The following is a 16,959-nucleotide window of genomic DNA, read 5'->3' on the forward strand; positions in this document are numbered from 1 at the left end:
GAAAAACCCTGGTCTACCAATTGGGAGGGGAGAACGTGCCGAAAAAGGCACGAAAAAAGGGGAGAGGCATGTCGGCATTTTTGACCGTCAGCCGGCTGATCGATGCGATCAGCCAATTCATGGGCAAGCTGTCCGAATACATGGTCCTGCTATGCTGCCTGATCAGCGCCGCCAATGCCCTGATCCGCTACTCGTTCAACTACAGCTCCAACGGCTGGCTTGAGATCCAGTGGTATCTCTTCGCCTTCGTCGTGGTGCTCGGTGCGGCACACACGCTGCGCATGAACGAACATGTCCGCGTCGATCTGATCTACGGCGCCGTGTCGGACAAGGCGCGGATCTGGATCGACATCATCGGCCTGATCGTCTTTCTGATACCGGCCTGCATTTTTCTCACCTGGCTCTGCTGGCCTTTCTTCCTCTCCTCCTATCAGCAGCACGAGGTCTCGGCCAATGCCGGCGGGCTCATCCGCTGGCCGGTCAAGCTCGTCCTCCTTTGCGGCTTCGGCCTTCTAGCGTTGCAGGGTGTCTCCGAGCTGATCAAGCGGATCGCGGCCCTGACAGGCCACGTGGATATCGACACGAAATACGAAAAGCCGCTGCAGTAATCAGGACCGGGAGGAATAGCATTTGTTTGATTTCGGCATCATTCCGCCGGCCATGTTCGTGGGCATGGTTCTCTTCATGCTCTATGGTTTCCCGGTTGCCTTTTCGCTGGCCGCCGTCGGCCTGTTCTTCGGCATCATCGGCATTTCAACCGGCCATTTCAGCGAAGCCTTCCTGCAGGCCCTGCCGCTGCGCTTCTTCGGCATCGTGTCCAACGACCTGCTGCTCGCCATTCCTTTCTTCACCTTCATGGGGGCGATCCTCGAGCGCTGCGGCCTTGCCGAGGACCTGCTGGAAGGCATGGGAAAGCTCTTCGGTCGGGTGCCGGGTGGTCTCGCTTATGCGGTGATCCTGGTGGGGGCCGTCCTCGGCGCCATCACCGGCACCGTTGCCGCTTCGGTCATCACCATGGGCGTGATCTCGCTGCCGATCATGCTGCGTTATGGCTACAGCCCGCGGCTCGCCACCGGCGTTATCGCCGCCTCCGGAACGATTACCCAGGTCATCCCGCCCTCGCTCGTGCTCGTCGTCCTGGCCGACCAGCTCGGCAAGTCGGTGGGTGACATGTACCTCGGCGCCATAGGTCCTTCGATCCTGCAGGTCGCGATCTTCATGGCGTATATCCTGATCCTGTCGATCGTGAAGCCAAGCTCCGTGCCGCCGCTGCCGAAGGAGGTACGCGGCGACTTCAGCTGGGCCCTGCTGCTCCGAGTGTTGGCCGGCATGGTGCCGTCGATCGTCCTGATCTTCCTGGTGCTCGGCACCATCTTCATGGGCCTGGCGACGCCGACCGAAGCGGGCGCGCTCGGCGTCGTCGGCGCCATGGCGCTTGCCGCCATGCATCGCCGCCTCACCTGGCCGCTGATGCAGGAGGCGATGCGCTCGACCATGCACATCACCTCGATGGTGGTAATGATCCTGATCGGCTCCACCTGCTTCAGCCTCGTCTTTCAGGGCATGGACGGCTCGCGCTGGATCGAGCACATGCTATCGGGCATTCCGGGCGGCCCCGTCGGCTTCCTGATCTTCGTCAACATCTTCATCTTCGTCCTCGCCTTCTTCCTCGATTTCTTCGAGATCGCCTTCATCGTCATCCCGATGCTGGCGCCGGTCGCTTCGGCGCTCGGCATCGACCTGATCTGGTTCGGCGTGTTGATCTGCGTCAACATGCAGACGAGCTTCATGCATCCGCCCTTCGGCTTCGCGCTCTTCTACCTGCGCTCCATCGCCGATCGTAACGTCAAGACCTCGGACATCTACATGGGCGCCCTGCCCTGGGTCGGCATGCAGCTGATCCTCGTGGCGATCGTGATCTTCTGGCCGCAATCGGTGACCTACTGGCTGGACAAGGGACCGAAAGTCGATCCGAACTCGATCAAGATCGAGGTTCCGGGCTTCGGCGGCAACGGCCTTTCGCTGCCGCCCCTGGGCGCGCCGGGCGGCGCCTCGCCGCAATTGCCCGGGCTGACCCTGCCCCCGATGAATGGCCTGCCCGGACAACCACCAGCGCCAGCAAAGCCCGCGTCGCCGGCAACGGACCTGAGCCAGCCGCCACAGATCAAATGACAAAGAAAAGCCCCGGACGTCGACCCGGGGCTTTCATCTTTAGCCGTTACGAGTGCGATCAGATCTTTCCGGCTCGCTGCTGGATCATCATGAACGTGTCGAAGGTGTATTCGGACAGCTGCATCCAGAGATAAGCGTCACGCTTGAACGCCGTCTGGTCCTCGTAGATCTTCTTGAAGTAGGGGTTGGAGGCCGAAATCTCGCCGTAGATCCCAAGTGACGCCTGGAAGCAGGCTTCCATGATCTCCTGGCTGAACGGACGCAGCGTCGCGCCCTCGGCAACCAGCTGCTTAAGAGCCGGCGGGTTCTTGAGGTCGTACTTTGCCAGCATGTTGGTATTGGCAAAGGCGCAGGCATCGTTGAGGGCCGCCTGGTAATGCTTCGGCAGGCTGTTCCACTTTTCCAGATTGAAGAAGGCGTGAACGGTCGGACCACCCTCCCACCAGCCCGGATAGTAGTAGTACTTCGCCACCTTGTGCAGGCCGAGCTTCAGGTCGTCATAGGGACCGACGAATTCGGACGCATCGATGGTGCCCTTTTCCAGCGCCGGATAGATGTCGCCGCCCGCGATCTGCTGCGGAATGACGCCTACCTTGCTGATCACCTGGCCCGCAAGGCCGGCGATGCGCATCTTGACACCCTTCAGGTCGTCGAGCGTGTTGATTTCCTTGCGGAACCAGCCGCCCATCTGAGCCCCGGTGTTGCCGGCGGGCAGGCCGTAGATGCCCTGTGTGGCATAGAATTCGTTCATCAGCGTATTGCCGTTGCCCTGGTAGAACCAGGCATTGGTCAGGCGCCCGTTGAGACCGAATGGAATGGCCGTGCCAATCGCATAGGTCGGATCCTTGCCGACGAAATAATAGGAGCAGGTATGCGCCGCCTCGACGGTGCCCGCACTGACGGCATCCGCCGCCTGCAGGCCCGGAATGATTTCACCGGCGGCGAAGGGCTGGATGGTGAAATTGCCATCGGTCGACGCGGCAATATGCTTGGCAATATCTTCGGCGCCGCCATAGATCGTGTCGAGACTCTTCGGGAACGAAGATGTCATGCGCCACGAGATCTTCGGGTTCTCCTGTGCGATCGCCGGGGCCGCAAGCGCAGTCGCAGCAACCGCGCCGGCGCCGGCGGTTCCTGCCTTCTTCATGAATGAACGACGATCCATCAAAAACCTCCCAATAGATGGTACTGCGCGGCGAACCCTCATCCCTACCCGCACAATGGTGTGGAGCTAAGCATGTGCACGCATGTGTTTCAAGCGGTGCACTATTAGTCTTTGGGATCACGACGCCAATGTGGCGGGCTGATCATTTCCATCGAAATCAGCAGGTTAGAAAATGATTCCGCGAGCGGGAGAGTGGCAGCTGCCGCAATTTTGCCCGCGATTGGATCGAAACGTTGACTTCGAAGGCTTTCTGGTTTCACACATTAGCCAAGCGCATCATTTTCCGGGGTAGACATGACGAAGCCTATCGTCGCCGTTCCAGCCGACATCCGCACCTTCGACGGCGCGAGCTGGCATGCCGTGCAACATCAGTATGTCCGCGCGGCGCTGAATGCCGCCGGCGTCATGGCCTTCATCATTCCAGCCTTCGAAGAGGGATATGACACCGATGCGATCCTCGATCGTGTCGATGGCGTCCTCGTTTCCGGCTCGGCCAGCAACGTTCACCCCTCCTTCTACGGAATGCCGGCCACCGAGGCCGACGGACCGTTCGACGTCGCCCGCGACATGACCACCCTGCCGCTCATCCGCCGGGCGATCGATCGTGCGATCCCGCTGCTGGCGATCTGCCGCGGCATCCAGGAACTCAATGTTGCGCTCGGTGGCTCGCTTGCCAGCGAGATTCAGGACCAACCCGGCATCTGGGATCATCGCAAGCCGGCGGACGTCGATCGCGACGGCATGTATGCGATCCGCCAGAGCGTCTTCGTCAAGGAAGGCTCCTGCATCGCCCGCATCATCGGTCCTGGCGAGATCAAGGTGAACTCGCTGCATCGCCAAGCGATTGCAAACACCGCGCCGCGCCTGCAAGTGGAAGCCGTGGCCGAGGATGGCACGATCGAAGCCGTTTCCGTCATCGATGCCGCAGCCTTTGCGGTCGGCGTGCAATGGCACCCGGAATACTGGGCCGAAACCGACAAGCCCTCCAACCAGATCTTCTCCGCCTTTGGTGATGCGGTCAGAGATTACGCCACCGGCAAGCTGCCGATGGCACCGTCAAAGGCGATCGCCTAAACCATCGCTAGCCGCGCTTTATCCATCGAAGGCTCACGACAACGGCGATGGCGAGAAGCGGCCAGACCGCCCAGAACACGCCATGCCACGACAGAAGGTTGATGCAGACCAGACCCGCTGCGACAACCCCCAGGCCCGCAAGGCGCGGGTCCAGCCAGGTCTGGCTTCGGCTCCAGTTCATCGCCGCAAGGAAGACAATGGCAAGGAGCGGCCACTCTGCCCAGAACACCCCCTGCCAAGTCAGGATGTTGATCACGACCAGCGCGATGGCGATCACCGCGAAGAAAGCGACAGGCTTGTGGCTGAAGATCGCCGGTCGGCGAGCCTGCGCAACAGGCGCCATAGCAGGGCGGACGTCATCGGTCCTCGGTTGCTGTGGCGCATCCTCGCGCTCGCCGATCCGCACCGCATAGCTGGGCACGGCATCGGCCACGTTCTTCACCGCCAGCGGCCCCAGGAAATCGAAGCCGACAGCCACCTTGTTGCGCACCTGGTCGTAGACGGTATTGGAGATCACGATTCCGCCGGCCGGCGCCGAGCCCTGCAGCCGTGCCGCAATGTTCACGCCATCGCCATAGATGTCGTCGCCCTCGACGATCACGTCCCCAAGATTGATCCCGATCCGAAACAGCATCCGGCCGTCGGCGGGGCGTGCGGCGTTCAAGCCGGCCAATTCGTTCTGGACGTCCACCGCCGTCCGCACCGCTTCAACGACGCTCGGAAACTCGGCAATCAGCCCGTCGCCCCAGGTATTGATCACCCGCCCACCATGCACGCCGATCAGCCGCGACATCGCGTCCCGGTAACGCTTCAGCGTCGCAAGTGTCCCCTCCTCGTCCGCACCCATCAGGCGGGTGTAGTCCTGAACGTCGGCGGAAAAGATCGTCGTAAGCTTCCGCTGCGTCTCGCTCATGCGTCCCCACCCCTCCTCGGTTTCAGTCGGCGCTTCTAGCGCAGCGACTTTTCCATGCGGAAGTTCTGCAACAGCTGGCCCCGCTTTTCAACGCTCTGAGCTGCCAGCACGACGAAGCCTTTCCTCTCGAAGAAGGGCCGTGCCGTCAGGCTCGCCTCGGTGAACAGACGTACCAGTCCCTGATCGCGCGCTGCGGCCTCCACGGTCGCAAGCAGCAGCGAGGCCACGCCGATGCCCTGATACTCGGGATGAACGAACATCATGTCGAGATGTCCATCCGGCTCCAGGTCGCTGAAGCCGATGGACACCGCATCGTGCTCGACAATCCATGTCGGCCGGCTTGCCCGCCGTCTGGCCCAGGCGCCAGGGTCTTCCACCTTGGCCCAGGCGTCCACCTGTGCCGGATCGTAGTCTTTTGACGCAACCTCGCGGATCGATCTCAGGAATATTTCCGCGGTCGCCTCGCTATCAGCCGGACGATAAGTCCTGATGGTCAGCATGCGCGTCTCCGGTCCTTATGAGCATTGATTCCGCAACATCCTAGCCAGACCCGCATTGCTGGCAACGCCTCGCGTGCAGGGATGGAACCGCAACTTTCCCGCAGCGTTTTCTCAAGCAGAGCGAGCGCTACCAGCATCCCGCTGGCACTCCCGTTTTGGAGGTAATCATGAAAACGCTGATACTCTCTATCGGTTTGTTGACCGCAACCGCGTTTTCGGCCGTCGCAGCAGAACCGGCCATGATGGTCGACACGAAGATGGGCAAGGTCATGGCCGACGCAAAGGGCATGACGCTTTACACCTTCGACAAGGACACTGCGGGCAAATCGAACTGCGACAAGGCCTGCCTGAAAAAATGGCCGGCGTTCCATGCCGCGGCAAAGTCCAAGGCTGAAGGCGAATGGACGTTGGTCAAGGCTGCCGACGGCAAGGAAATGTGGGCCTATGGCGGCAAGCCGCTTTACACATTCAGCGGCGACATGAAGGGCGGCGACATGAACGGCGAAGGCATGGGCGGGGTTTGGCACGTCGCCAAATAACCGCCGGCAACGGTAAGCGCGCGATGATCGCCCGATCGTCGCGCGCCTTCAATCGTCAGCCCTTCACGGGCGTTTCCGGAACCGGCGTCAACGCCTTGCCCTTCCCGAACCACTCGACGAGATTATCGACGACGAGATCAGCCATCGCATTGCGGGTCGGGACCGAGCCGGAAGCAAGGTGCGGCAGAAGCACGGCGTTCGGCAGGTTCAGCAGTGCCGCCGGTACATGCGGTTCGTCGTAGAAGACATCGAGGCCCGCGGCACCGAGCTTGCCGGAAGACAATGCCGAGGCGAGCGCCTCCTCATCGACCGTCCAGCCGCGCCCGATATTGACGAAGACGCCATCCGGGCCGAGCGCTGAGAGCACTTCGGCATTCACCGTCTTGTGGGTCTGCGGCGTTTTCGGAACGATGGCGATCATCGTGTCGACGGCGTCTGCCAGTTCCTTCAATGTCGGATAGTAGTCATAGGGCGCGTCGGCATGGCGCGACCGCGTGTGGTAGCTGATCTTCACCTTGAACGGCGCAAGGCGATTGGCAATCTCCTGGCCGATGCGGCCAAGGCCATAAAGCCCGACATGGCGACCCTTCAGCGAGAAACGAGACAGGGGATAGTTCTGCCCCGGCTTCCAGTTGCCTTCGCGCAGCCAGTTTTCGGCGCGGGGAAACTCGCGAACGGTGTTAAGCAGAAGCCCGATCGCCGTATCGGCCACTTCGTCGTTCAGCACGTCAGGCGTGTTCGTGACGATGATGCCTTTGGACGCCGCATGCTTTGCGTCGACCCCATCATAACCGACGCCGAAGCTGGAGATCAGCTCGACATTCGGCAGTGCATCGATAGCCGCCGCACCGAACGTTCCGGAAACCGCAACGCCACGAATGCGCCCGGCGGTCGCGGCATCGAGCGACAAGGGATCGGCTTCGATGACATCGAAGGCTTCCTTCAAGCGCGCAAGAACGCGCTCGTGGATCTTCCCCGGGACGAGAACAGCGATGCGGGACATGGCATTTCCTCTGTGATTTACAGGCGGGCCCGGTATGGGCTGGTGGATTGGCGGATCCGCATCTCCGGCTTGATGAGATGGATCCCATCAGGCTCGTGACTGCCGGCAAGGCGATCAAGTAGCGCGCGAGCGGCAAGCCGCCCGACCTCGGCCTGACCATTCCACACGGTCGTCAGCGCCGGCATCGAAATCGATGCCTCCTCGAGATCGTCATAGCCGGTTACGGAAATATCCTTGCCCGGCACCAAGCCGGCGCGAGCGATACCGTTCATCAGACCGATCGCAACGAGATCGTTCCAGCAGACGGCAGCCGTAGGCTTTTGCGGCAGGGACAGGAAGTGCACGGCAGCCTCGAAGCCGCCCTGCATCGAGCGCGGGCCGGGAATGCGCAGACCCGGATCGACATCGATGCCAGCCTTGCGCAGCGCGTTCACGTAACCCTGGTAGCGATCACGCCCGGTCGACGTCTGGTCGGTGCCGCCGATCATCGCGATCGAGCGATGGCCAAGACCGATCAGGTGATTGGTGGCAAGCGAAATGCCGTAGCTGTCGTCGCCGCGATAAGTCGGCAGATCCGACCCCTCCATCGAGCGGGCAACGAGGATAGCCGGCATGCCGTTGTCTTCGGCGAGCTGCATGTCTTCGGGCGGCGTGCCGATGGCAGGCGACATGATGACACCGTCGCCGCCGAGCTGCAGCAGCGTTTCGATGAAGGTCCGCTGCTTTTCGACCGAGTCATAGTGGTTGGAAAGGATGAACGTGTGCCGGCTCCGGTCGAGCTCGCTTTCGATCGCCTTGAGAATTTCGCCGTAGAACGGGTTCATAATGTCGTGCACGACGACGCCGATAATCCCCGATCGCGATGTACGAAGGCTGGCGGCGCGGCGGTTGTAGATGTAGCCAAGCGCCCGGGCCTGTTCCTTGATCTTGTCGCGCGTGGCGCCGGCGACCAGCGGACTGTCGCGTAAGGCAAGGGATACGGTTGCGGTGGAAATGCCGAGCGTTTCGGCGATGGTCGAAAGCTTGATCTTCTGAGCCACGTGTCCTCCCCAGGCAACGCGCGGGTTTCTCTGCACCCGGCCGATCGGAAAGACGGGAGCTCTTAAAATGTTTAATTAAAAGATTAAATCCGAGGGCGCAATTTGTAATTTCATGAAACTGTCAAATTTCCTCGGGCTCTTCGAGAGGTATGGCTTCCGCCTGAAGATTGCCGTCGATTGCCTTCAGAAGCCGAACGAGGTTGCGGATCTCCTTTTCGGAGAACTCCTGCGTAGCCAGCCTGTCGCAGGCGGACGACGCCATTTCGATTGCCGCGACGCTGCTGCGCCCGAGTTCCGTGAGATAGACCTTGGTCAAGCGCGCGTCGTCGGCATCGGCCTTGCGCTCGAGAAAGCCTTGCGCCTCCATGCGCCCGATGGTGCGGGTCATCGTCGGCGCCTTGACGCCTAGCTTGTGTGCCAGAGCGCCCGCCGTCATGCCGTCGGCTTCGGCAAGCGAGAGGATGACGCCGTCCTGCCCGGCGTAGAGCCCGCTATCCAGCAGGTTGCGGGAGAGCACGGTGCGCATCGATCGGGCGGCCTGCGTCAAAGCCGGCGAAAGATCGACCACCGTATATTCGGTTTGATCCTTCTTCTTGGACTTTTGCTTCTTGCCGTCCTTGTGCTTCTTGCCCATCGCCATCCCTTTGATCTTTAAGCATTGAGAGCGCTGCGTTATGACATTGCGCATGATCTCGTCATAAACAAGAGGCATTAGCCGGATGATTGCGCCTTCACACGACTTGGAAGACAACGATCCGACCCTTCCGCCCGCCGAACGGAGCCGGTGGATCGCTGTCCTGCCGCTCGGCGCCCACGAGCAGCACGGCCCCCACCTGCCCTTCGACACCGATACGCTGATTGCCAGCGGCATCGTTGCCCGGCTCAAATCCGCCCTGCCAGACCAGCTGCCCGTAACATTCCTGCGCACCGAATCGGTCGGCTATTCAATCGAGCATATGGATGTGACAGGCACGCAAACCCTGGGCTACGCGGAGGCTGTCGAGCGCTGGCTTGGCATCGCGGAACGGCTCGCGGCTCAGGGTGTCCGCAAATTCGTGATGCTCAATGCCCACGGCGGCAACTCGCCGCTGATGACGATCGTCGCGACGGAAGCGCGCGTGCGCTTCAACATGCTCGCCGTCGCCACCAGCTGGACCCGCTTCGGCCTGCCGCCGGGGACCATATCGCCCGAGGAAAAGGCGGTCGACATCCACGGCGGCGACATCGAAACCTCGGTCATGCTGGCATTGAACCCCGACAAGGTGGATATGAGCAAGGCCGCGAACTTCCCCTCGCGGCAAAGCGACTTCGCGGAGCGCTTCAAACATCTGCGCGCTTATGGACCGCACGCGTTCGGCTGGAAAATGTCGGATCTCAACGCGCAGGGTGTTGCCGGCAACGCCGCTCTGGCCACGATGGAAAAGGGCGAAGCGCTTATCGCGCACGCGGTGAAGGGGCTGGTGGAACTGCTGCAGGATGTCGATGCATTCGACGCGTCACGGCTCACCTAGTTGCTCCGCTTACGCAATGTGATCTTATAACATACAAAACCCTTTGAACTGCCGGTCGCAACTCCTTATATGAGACCGACGAATTTTTATGCCCGGGTCCTCCGGTCCTTGGGCAAGCCCCCACTCTCGAGGTTCTCATGACCGACGCAATCCCCACTCAGCAGAAGCCGATCCCTGTCACCGTTCTCACCGGCTACCTTGGCGCCGGCAAGACGACCTTGCTGAACCGCATCCTGACGGAGAGCCACGGCAAGAAATACGCCGTCATCGTCAACGAGTTCGGCGAGATCGGCATCGACAATGATCTCATCGTCGAATCCGACGAAGAGATCTATGAAATGAACAATGGCTGCGTCTGCTGCACCGTGCGCGGCGACCTGATCCGCGTCGTCGAAGGCCTGATGCGCCGCCCGGGCCGGTTCGACGGCATCATCGTTGAAACGACGGGCCTTGCCGATCCGGTACCGGTCGCCCAGACCTTCTTCATGGACGACGATGTCCGCGCCAAGACCGAACTCGACGCCGTTGTCGCTCTCGTCGATGCCAAGCACCTGCCGCTGCGCCTGAAGGACAGCCGCGAAGCCGAGGACCAGATCGCCTTTGCCGACGTCGTCCTGATCAACAAGACGGACCTCGTGACGCCGGAAGAACTGGCGCAGATCGAAGACATCGTCCACGCCATCAACCCGTCGGCCCGCGTCTACAAGACCAGCCGCTCCGGTGTCGATCTCGCCCGCGTGCTCGATCAAGGCGCCTTCAACCTGGAACGCGCGCTGGAAAACGATCCGCACTTCCTCGACCATGACCACGATGATCATGTCTGCGGCCCGGATTGCGACCACGACCACCATGGTCATGACCATGATCACGAGCATCACCACCACCATGATCATGGCGCCATGTCGCCGATCCATGACGTGACAGTGCAGTCGGTCTCGCTGCGCGGCGGTGAAATGAACCCGGACCGCTTCTTCCCGTGGATCCAGAAGATCACCCAGACGCAGGGTCCGAACATCCTGCGCCTGAAGGGCATCATCGCCTTCAAGGGCGACGCCGAACGCTACGTCGTTCAGGGCGTCCACATGATCATCGAAGGCGATCACCAGCGTGCCTGGAAGGATGGCGAGAAGCGCGAGACCCGTCTCGTCTTCATCGGCCGCGAACTCGACCGTGAAAAGCTGGAGGCCTCCTTCAAGGCGTGCGAGGCCGCCGCCTGATGCCAACAGTTGCCCCATTCGATATCGACGGCCATATTCTGGCCGTCGAATTTTTAGGTGATATCCCCTTCTTCGCGAATGCCAGCGGCAGCTTTCACCGGCTGGATGGCGGCGAGAAGCTGTCCGAAGCCCATCAGGGCATGATCAGCTGCATTCGCGATCCCTATAGCGAAAGCCTGATCTCGGGCGGCGAGGACGGCAAGGTCCTGCGGATCGCAGCCGACGGCTCCGTGACCGAACTTGCCCACGCGCCGCGCAAGTGGATTTCCCAGCTGGCCGCCGGACCGCAGGGCGCGATCGCCTATGCCTATGGCAAGAGCTCGTTCGTCCGGCTGGCCGACGGCACGACGAAGGAATTCACCGAAGAGCGCACTGTTGAAGGCCTTGCGTTTGCGCCGAAAGGCATGCGCATCGCCGCGGCACGTTATAACGGCGTCTCGCTGCATTGGGTCGCCACCGAAGCAAAGCCCGTCGATCTCGAGTGGAAGGGCGCCCATACCGGCGTGACTTTCTCGCCAGACGGCAACTTCCTCGTGACCACGATGCAGGAAAATGCGCTGCACGGCTGGAAACTCGACATCAAGCCGGGCAGCGAAGCCAGACACATGCGCATGACCGGCTATCCCGCCAAGGTGAAATCTCTCTCTTGGTCCGCCAAGGGCAAGTGGCTCGCGTCATCCGGCGCGCCGGCTGCGATCGTCTGGCCGTTCCAGGGCAAGGACGGACCGATGGGCAAGGCGCCGCTCGAACTCGGCACCCGCGCCAACATCATGGCGACCGCCGTGAAGTTCCATCCGGTCGAGGATATCCTCGCCATCGGCTTCATCGACGGCATGATCCTCGCCGTGCGTCTCAACGACAGCAAGGAAGCCCTGCTCCGCCGCCCCGGCAAGGGCGCGATCACCTCGATGAGCTGGAGCAAGAACGGCAAGCTGCTTGCGTTCGCCTCCGAAGCGGGCGACTGCGGCGTCGTCGATATCGCCGCTTAGAAAAAGACCGGGCGAGATGGGATCAACCGACATCATCTCGCTCGAGGCTCGCCACATGGCAGAGGCGGCAGCGCTGCGGCGGGTCGCACTTGGGGCAAGGCTGCCTTGGCTGCCCGATGTTCATACCCCTGAAGAGGATGAGCATTATTGGCGCACCCATCTCCTCCCCGGATACACCCTTCTCGGCGCAACCGTCGAACATCGGCTTGTCGGCGTGATTGCCTACGGTCGAGGCTGGGTGGAACAGCTGTACGTCCTTCCCGCATTTCAGGACCGGGGCATAGGCTCCCTGCTCCTTGGCGAGGCCAAGGCATCCATGGACGATATCCAGCTCTGGACGTTCAGTAAGAATGCCGGGGCGCGCCGCTTCTACGAACGCCACGGCTTTGTAGCCCAGCGAGAAACGGATGGCGACAACGAGGAGCGCGAGCCCGACGTACTCTATCGCTGGCGCAGGCTTTCGGCCTAGTCAATCGCCGGGATGGCTCAGGCCGCGTGTTCCTGGGCGACAAAGGCCTCGACCCGGTTCCGGCCCTGCCGCTTGGAGAAATAGAGCGCCTCGTCCGCCTCTCTCAAAAGCTGCTCGAAATCCACTATCGGCTGTGCGCTTGCCGCCACGCCGATGCTGAGCGTGGGCGATACCGCGAGCTCCGGCACACGCGAAACGGCGACACTGAATGCCGCCCGGATGCTTTCGGCGGTCGCAACCGCCCCCTCGGCGGACACATCCTTGAGCACGGCCAGAAACTCATCCCCGCCCTGGCGCGACAGCAGATCGACAGGGCGAAGCACATTGCGCACAACGCCCGCGAAAAGCTTCAGCATATCATCGCCGACAACATGCCCATGCAGGTCATTCAGCTGCTTGAAGTGATCGATATCGATTGCCAGCACCGCGACCGGCAGCGACGTCTGGAGTGGAAGGCGCTGCGCGAGGCCGCAGCGGTTCAGCGCTCCGGTCAACGGGTCGTGATGCGCCAGCTCCATCAGCTCGTTCGTGCTGCGCTCCGCCGCCATCAGCACGACCACCATGCTGCGCAGCGCGATGAAGACGACGGCCGTGGTTGCCATCCAGCTGTGAACGGGGCTGCTGCCGAAAACATCGGGGCCGCCGATCACACCGGTCGCCGCAAGCAGGCTGCGGATGAAGAACATGACGGCCGTTGGAACGTAGAGCCAGGCAAAGAGCCACGCCGCGAACGACTTCTCGCGACGATAGATGCCAATGGTCTCGCGCAGGATCGCCAGATCGCAGAGGCAGCAGACGACCGAAACGTAGAAGATCCGCGCCGACACCGCCGTCGGATCGATCGTGAAGATCAGGACGGGCAGACTGATGCAGGCGAGCACTAGCCCGCACCGGCGCCCATCGATCGACCGCCCGGCAAAAATGCGAACGGCAAAAAACATCAGGAGATAGCCGGCGATCGTCGCGACGTTGCCGACATCAAGCGAGAAGAAGGACGGAACGAAGCCCCGCAGAGACACGAGAACCGTGCCCATCCCGACGAGGAGATTGCTGGCGCCCCACCATGCGGGCCAACGCCCAAAACGCCCGGTGTTATAGGCGGCGAGGTGAGCGCAGCCCAACACCAGGCATGTCATGGCAGAAACCACATAGATCGTTCTGAGATCCAGAAGCATCGCAAACCCCGAGGTAAGACGGCTCGCGTTATACACGCGGACATTTGCGATTTGATTGGAGCTACATCTAAGATTTTAACGGTCGATGCGCACCACTGTCAAAGCCGATATCAGTGGTGGATGCAGTTGCGCTTCAGTTCGCTTCGCTTCTGCGCCTTGGTGAATTTCGCGATCATTCCGGCCGGGCAACGCTTGTCGTCGTAAAGCACGGATTGTCCCGGCGACATGTTGGCCAATGTCGGCTGCGTTGTCACGACCTGCGTCGCGCCAGCGGCGGCCGTATCGAGTGCTGACGTCAGCAATGCGGCTGAAGCGAGAATGATGATTGCACGCACCATTAGAACACCTCCAGAAATTTATCGCTTGCTAATATACAATCCTACAGAACATGCCTATGCGCAAGCGGCGCGAGTACAATCGCGACTTGAAATGATTGCCGACGACCCGGATCATTCTCGGCAGCACTGATCACCGCGCGAAGAGCCTCCGCGACGGTCTGTTCAAGGGGAGAATAGGCAGGCAGCTGGGCGTTGATTGTGTGGTGTCAGGCATTGCCGCCTGCCCGATCGCTTGTGGTTTCCGGTCTCCTCAGAGCGGCAGGAGCGTCTCCCGTTCCGGCTATTCCGGACGAATCATTTGCCCTGACGGCATCCGACCCACCATTTTGCGACCGTCATCGAGCGCCGGAATATGAACGGAGGCAGACCGGTTCATGAACCCGGCTCCCTGCTCGATGACCATGCGATCATAGAGGCGCGCTTGTCGGGCGAGCATGATTCCTGCTGAAAATTTCAGCTACTTGATTGAAATAATTGCATTTTATTCGAACAAACCATGAATTTCCTCCCCGCCAAAGGCAAACTCAGGTGTTGCTAAAATATCGTTAAAATTTACCGTCACAGATTTTTGTTCATCTGCCGTTCAGAAAACTCTTGGGAAAGCCGCTTTTTGAGCCCACATTGAACTCCTGAGAATAGGAGTGCATGAATGATTCTAAAGGCCACTGCCGCAGCGACTATATTCGCGGTTTATGCTTTCACGATGTTTTTCATCGCCGCTATACCTGAAAATGTCGTTCAGACTGCCGGAACCCAACTGACGGACGCAAGCGTCGTAAAATGAACGGGTACCCCTCGGGGTAGGCAGGTAAAGCTTAAGGGATAATCGTCCGCCGGCTCTTCCGGCGCCCCTGAATTCTGATTTTCTAAAACCAGAAAACGAAAAAGCCCCTCCCCATCAGGGGAGAGGCTCTACCGATCACGCCGCCCTGCGGACCGGTGCGCTTGTCAGCATCCGCCCCGTCGGGACGATCATGCCGGCCGCGCCGTCAAGCCAGCCTTCGGTGAGCTCCAGCGCCAGGAAGCGCGAGCGTTCGAAGGGACCTGGCATGACGAGATGTTGAGCCTTCTCGGCAAAGAAGCCGAAACGCTCGTAGTAAGGCGCATCGCCGACGAGCAGGATCGCGCCGTGCCCACGGTTCTTCGCTTCCAGAATGGCGGCGCGCATCAGCGCCGAACCGACACCCTTGCCTTCGAAGCTGGAATCGACCGCCAGCGGCCCGAGCAGTAGCGCGTTGATCGCGGTTGCGTCAGCATTCACGCCGGCTTCGACGTTCCACAGGCGCACGGTGCCAATCACATGACCGTCGCGATCACGCGCAACCAGCGCCAGGCCTTCCGCCGGCACGCGGCCGCGGCGGATCTTTTCCGACGACTTCTTGCGGCGGTTCGGACCCATGGCGCGATCAAGCAAGGTTTCTCGAGCCACGACGTCGCCGGCGTTTTCGGCGTCGATGGTGAAGGCAGTAGGCGCAAAGAATGCGCGGACAGAATCAAGAACAGCGGCCATCGTGGCCTCCCGAACTCAAAACCGTTTCAAACGGTATCGTCAGATCATTGTGAGGGTGCCGCCCCGGCTGGCTACGGGGCGAGCTAAATCAGATGATGTAGGCCTTCAGCGGCTCGAAGCCGTTGAACGCGACCGCCGAGTAGGTGGTCGTGTAGGCGCCGGTGCCTTCGATCAGGATCTCGTCGCCGATCGAAAGGGTGAGCGGCAGCGGGTAGAGGTTCTTCTCGTAAAGCACGTCGGCCGAGTCGCAGGTCGGGCCGGCGATGACGCAGGGCTCCATTTCGTCGCCGTCGCGCTCGGTGCGGATCGGGTAACGAATGGCTTCGTCCATCGTTTCGGCCAGACCGCCGAACTTGCCGATGTCGAGGAACACCCAGCGAGCGGCGTCGTTGTCGGACTTCTTCGAGATCAGCACGACTTCCGTCTTGATGACGCCGGCATTGCCGACCATGCCGCGGCCTGGCTCGATGATCGTCTTCGGCAGGTTGTTGCCGAAGTGGTCACGAAGGCTCTGGTAGATCGCACGACCGTAAGCTTCCGCCGACGGAACGTCGCGCAGGTACTTGGTCGGGAAGCCGCCGCCCATGTTGACCATCTGCAGGTGGATGCCCTGCTTGGCCAGCTGAACGAAGACACGCTTGGCATCGGCAAGAGCCGAATCCCAAGCATCGACCTTGGTCATCTGCGAACCGACGTGGAACGACACACCGTAGGACTCGAGGCCCAACTGATGCGCGTAGACGAGAACGTCGACGGCCATCTGCGGCACGCAACCGAACTTGCGCGACAGCGGCCATTCAGCACCTTCGCCATCGGTGAGCACGCGGCAGAACACGCGGGCGCCGGGAGCGGCACGCGAGATCTTTTCGACTTCCTCGTGGCTGTCGACCGCAAAGAGGCTGACGCCGAGCGCATGCGCGCGGGCAACGTCGCGTTCCTTCTTGATCGTGTTGCCGTAGGAGATACGGGCAGCAGTCGCACCGGCGTTGAGCGCCATTTCGATTTCGGCGACGGACGCGCAATCGAAGTTGGAGCCCATGTCGGCGAGCAGCTTCAGGACCTCAGGAGCCGGGTTTGCCTTGACGGCGTAGTAGATGGCGCTGTCCGGCATGGCGTGACGGAAAGCGGAGAAGTTATCACGCACGACGTCGAGGTCGACCACGAGGCAGGGACCGTCGGGACGTCGGGTTGCGAGAAAGTCGCGGATGCGCTGGGTGGTCATATCGATTCCCTCTTCCAATTCCAGAGCTCCGGCAAAAACCGGAGGACAAAGGGCAATCACTCGCTCGCATAGGAACCAGCCGGTGGAGACCCCGGAACCTTAGCAAGCGCTTGATAGCGCGA

Annotated in this window: 18 protein-coding genes; 8 read left to right on the top strand and 10 right to left on the bottom strand. The window is 61.2% G+C overall.

All coding sequences use genetic code 11. The features are described 5' to 3' along the window. Positions 1-68 precede the first annotated feature (68 nt). Both QTL94_RS10355 and QTL94_RS10360 read left to right on the top strand, forming a co-directional pair. Positions 69-608: a TRAP transporter small permease subunit gene (locus tag QTL94_RS10355; RefSeq protein WP_289801466.1), complete on the top strand. Its 540-nt coding sequence runs from the start codon at positions 69-71 to the stop codon at positions 606-608. Positions 609-630: 22 nt separating this feature from the next. Beyond that, entirely contained in the window at positions 631-2,172 is a 1,542-nt protein-coding gene (locus QTL94_RS10360) for a TRAP transporter large permease (RefSeq protein ID WP_289801467.1), read from the top strand. Between the two features lie 58 nt (positions 2,173-2,230). On the opposite strand, the gene QTL94_RS10365 is transcribed toward QTL94_RS10360, so the two are convergent. Continuing rightward, positions 2,231-3,337 (bottom strand): TRAP transporter substrate-binding protein, encoded by a 1,107-nt coding sequence (locus QTL94_RS10365; RefSeq protein ID WP_065694736.1) that lies wholly within the window; start codon positions 3,335-3,337, stop codon positions 2,231-2,233. A 294-nt stretch (positions 3,338-3,631) separates the two neighbouring features. Between QTL94_RS10365 and QTL94_RS10370 the strand changes: the two genes are divergently transcribed. Continuing rightward, positions 3,632-4,411 (top strand): gamma-glutamyl-gamma-aminobutyrate hydrolase family protein, encoded by a 780-nt coding sequence (locus QTL94_RS10370; protein WP_289801468.1) that lies wholly within the window; start codon positions 3,632-3,634, stop codon positions 4,409-4,411. A 7-nt stretch (positions 4,412-4,418) separates the two neighbouring features. Here QTL94_RS10370 and QTL94_RS10375 read toward each other — a convergent pair whose 3' ends face one another. Both QTL94_RS10375 and QTL94_RS10380 read right to left on the bottom strand, forming a co-directional pair. Next, positions 4,419-5,324: an adenylate/guanylate cyclase domain-containing protein gene (locus tag QTL94_RS10375; protein ID WP_289801469.1), complete on the bottom strand. Its 906-nt coding sequence runs from the start codon at positions 5,322-5,324 to the stop codon at positions 4,419-4,421. Between the two features lie 35 nt (positions 5,325-5,359). Further along, on the bottom strand, positions 5,360-5,824 hold the full coding sequence (locus tag QTL94_RS10380) for a GNAT family N-acetyltransferase (RefSeq protein ID WP_289801470.1): 465 nt from the start codon (positions 5,822-5,824) through the stop codon (positions 5,360-5,362). Positions 5,825-5,991: 167 nt separating this feature from the next. Here QTL94_RS10380 and QTL94_RS10385 point away from each other — a divergent pair, with 167 nt between their 5' ends. Further along, positions 5,992-6,363 (top strand): COG4315 family predicted lipoprotein, encoded by a 372-nt coding sequence (locus QTL94_RS10385; RefSeq protein ID WP_289801471.1) that lies wholly within the window; start codon positions 5,992-5,994, stop codon positions 6,361-6,363. A gap of 55 nt (positions 6,364-6,418) precedes the next feature. Here QTL94_RS10385 and QTL94_RS10390 read toward each other — a convergent pair whose 3' ends face one another. The 3 genes from QTL94_RS10390 to QTL94_RS10400 form a co-directional block, all read right to left on the bottom strand. Beyond that, positions 6,419-7,366 carry a 2-hydroxyacid dehydrogenase gene (locus QTL94_RS10390; protein ID WP_289801472.1) on the bottom strand — a complete coding sequence of 316 codons (948 nt, stop codon included), beginning with the start codon at positions 7,364-7,366 and terminating at the stop codon, positions 6,419-6,421. A 17-nt stretch (positions 7,367-7,383) separates the two neighbouring features. Continuing rightward, positions 7,384-8,406 (bottom strand): LacI family DNA-binding transcriptional regulator, encoded by a 1,023-nt coding sequence (locus QTL94_RS10395; RefSeq protein ID WP_065694730.1) that lies wholly within the window; start codon positions 8,404-8,406, stop codon positions 7,384-7,386. A gap of 121 nt (positions 8,407-8,527) precedes the next feature. Continuing rightward, positions 8,528-9,118 carry a MarR family winged helix-turn-helix transcriptional regulator gene (locus QTL94_RS10400; protein ID WP_065694729.1) on the bottom strand — a complete coding sequence of 197 codons (591 nt, stop codon included), beginning with the start codon at positions 9,116-9,118 and terminating at the stop codon, positions 8,528-8,530. Between the two features lie 7 nt (positions 9,119-9,125). On the opposite strand from QTL94_RS10400, the gene QTL94_RS10405 reads away from it, so the two are divergent. The 4 genes from QTL94_RS10405 (at position 9,126) to QTL94_RS10420 (ending at position 12,592) form a co-directional block, all read left to right on the top strand. Next, positions 9,126-9,917: a creatininase family protein gene (locus tag QTL94_RS10405; protein ID WP_289801473.1), complete on the top strand. Its 792-nt coding sequence runs from the start codon at positions 9,126-9,128 to the stop codon at positions 9,915-9,917. Positions 9,918-10,054: 137 nt separating this feature from the next. After that, positions 10,055-11,134 carry a CobW family GTP-binding protein gene (locus tag QTL94_RS10410; RefSeq protein ID WP_289801474.1) on the top strand — a complete coding sequence of 360 codons (1,080 nt, stop codon included), beginning with the start codon at positions 10,055-10,057 and terminating at the stop codon, positions 11,132-11,134. Next, positions 11,134-12,123 (top strand): WD40 repeat domain-containing protein, encoded by a 990-nt coding sequence (locus QTL94_RS10415; RefSeq protein ID WP_065694804.1) that lies wholly within the window; start codon positions 11,134-11,136, stop codon positions 12,121-12,123. Before QTL94_RS10410 ends, QTL94_RS10415 begins: the two co-directional genes overlap by 1 nt. Positions 12,124-12,139: 16 nt before the next feature. After that, positions 12,140-12,592 carry a GNAT family N-acetyltransferase gene (locus tag QTL94_RS10420; protein WP_289801475.1) on the top strand — a complete coding sequence of 151 codons (453 nt, stop codon included), beginning with the start codon at positions 12,140-12,142 and terminating at the stop codon, positions 12,590-12,592. 17 nt (positions 12,593-12,609) lie between these two features. Here the strand turns inward: QTL94_RS10420 and QTL94_RS10425 are convergent, their stop codons facing one another. From QTL94_RS10425 to odc2, 4 genes are all read right to left on the bottom strand, one after another. After that, positions 12,610-13,767 (bottom strand): GGDEF domain-containing protein, encoded by a 1,158-nt coding sequence (locus QTL94_RS10425; protein WP_289801476.1) that lies wholly within the window; start codon positions 13,765-13,767, stop codon positions 12,610-12,612. A gap of 110 nt (positions 13,768-13,877) precedes the next feature. After that, positions 13,878-14,105: a DUF6719 family protein gene (locus QTL94_RS10430; RefSeq protein WP_065694724.1), complete on the bottom strand. Its 228-nt coding sequence runs from the start codon at positions 14,103-14,105 to the stop codon at positions 13,878-13,880. A 919-nt stretch (positions 14,106-15,024) separates the two neighbouring features. After that, positions 15,025-15,615, bottom strand: a complete 591-nt coding sequence (locus tag QTL94_RS10435) for a GNAT family N-acetyltransferase (RefSeq protein WP_289801477.1) — start codon at positions 15,613-15,615, stop codon at positions 15,025-15,027. An 88-nt stretch (positions 15,616-15,703) separates the two neighbouring features. Next, positions 15,704-16,837 carry an ornithine/lysine decarboxylase gene (gene odc2 / locus QTL94_RS10440; protein ID WP_065694722.1) on the bottom strand — a complete coding sequence of 378 codons (1,134 nt, stop codon included), beginning with the start codon at positions 16,835-16,837 and terminating at the stop codon, positions 15,704-15,706. Positions 16,838-16,959 lie beyond the last annotated feature (122 nt).

Source organism: Rhizobium sp. S96 (assembly GCF_030382195.1).
GTDB lineage: Bacteria > Pseudomonadota > Alphaproteobacteria > Rhizobiales > Rhizobiaceae > Rhizobium.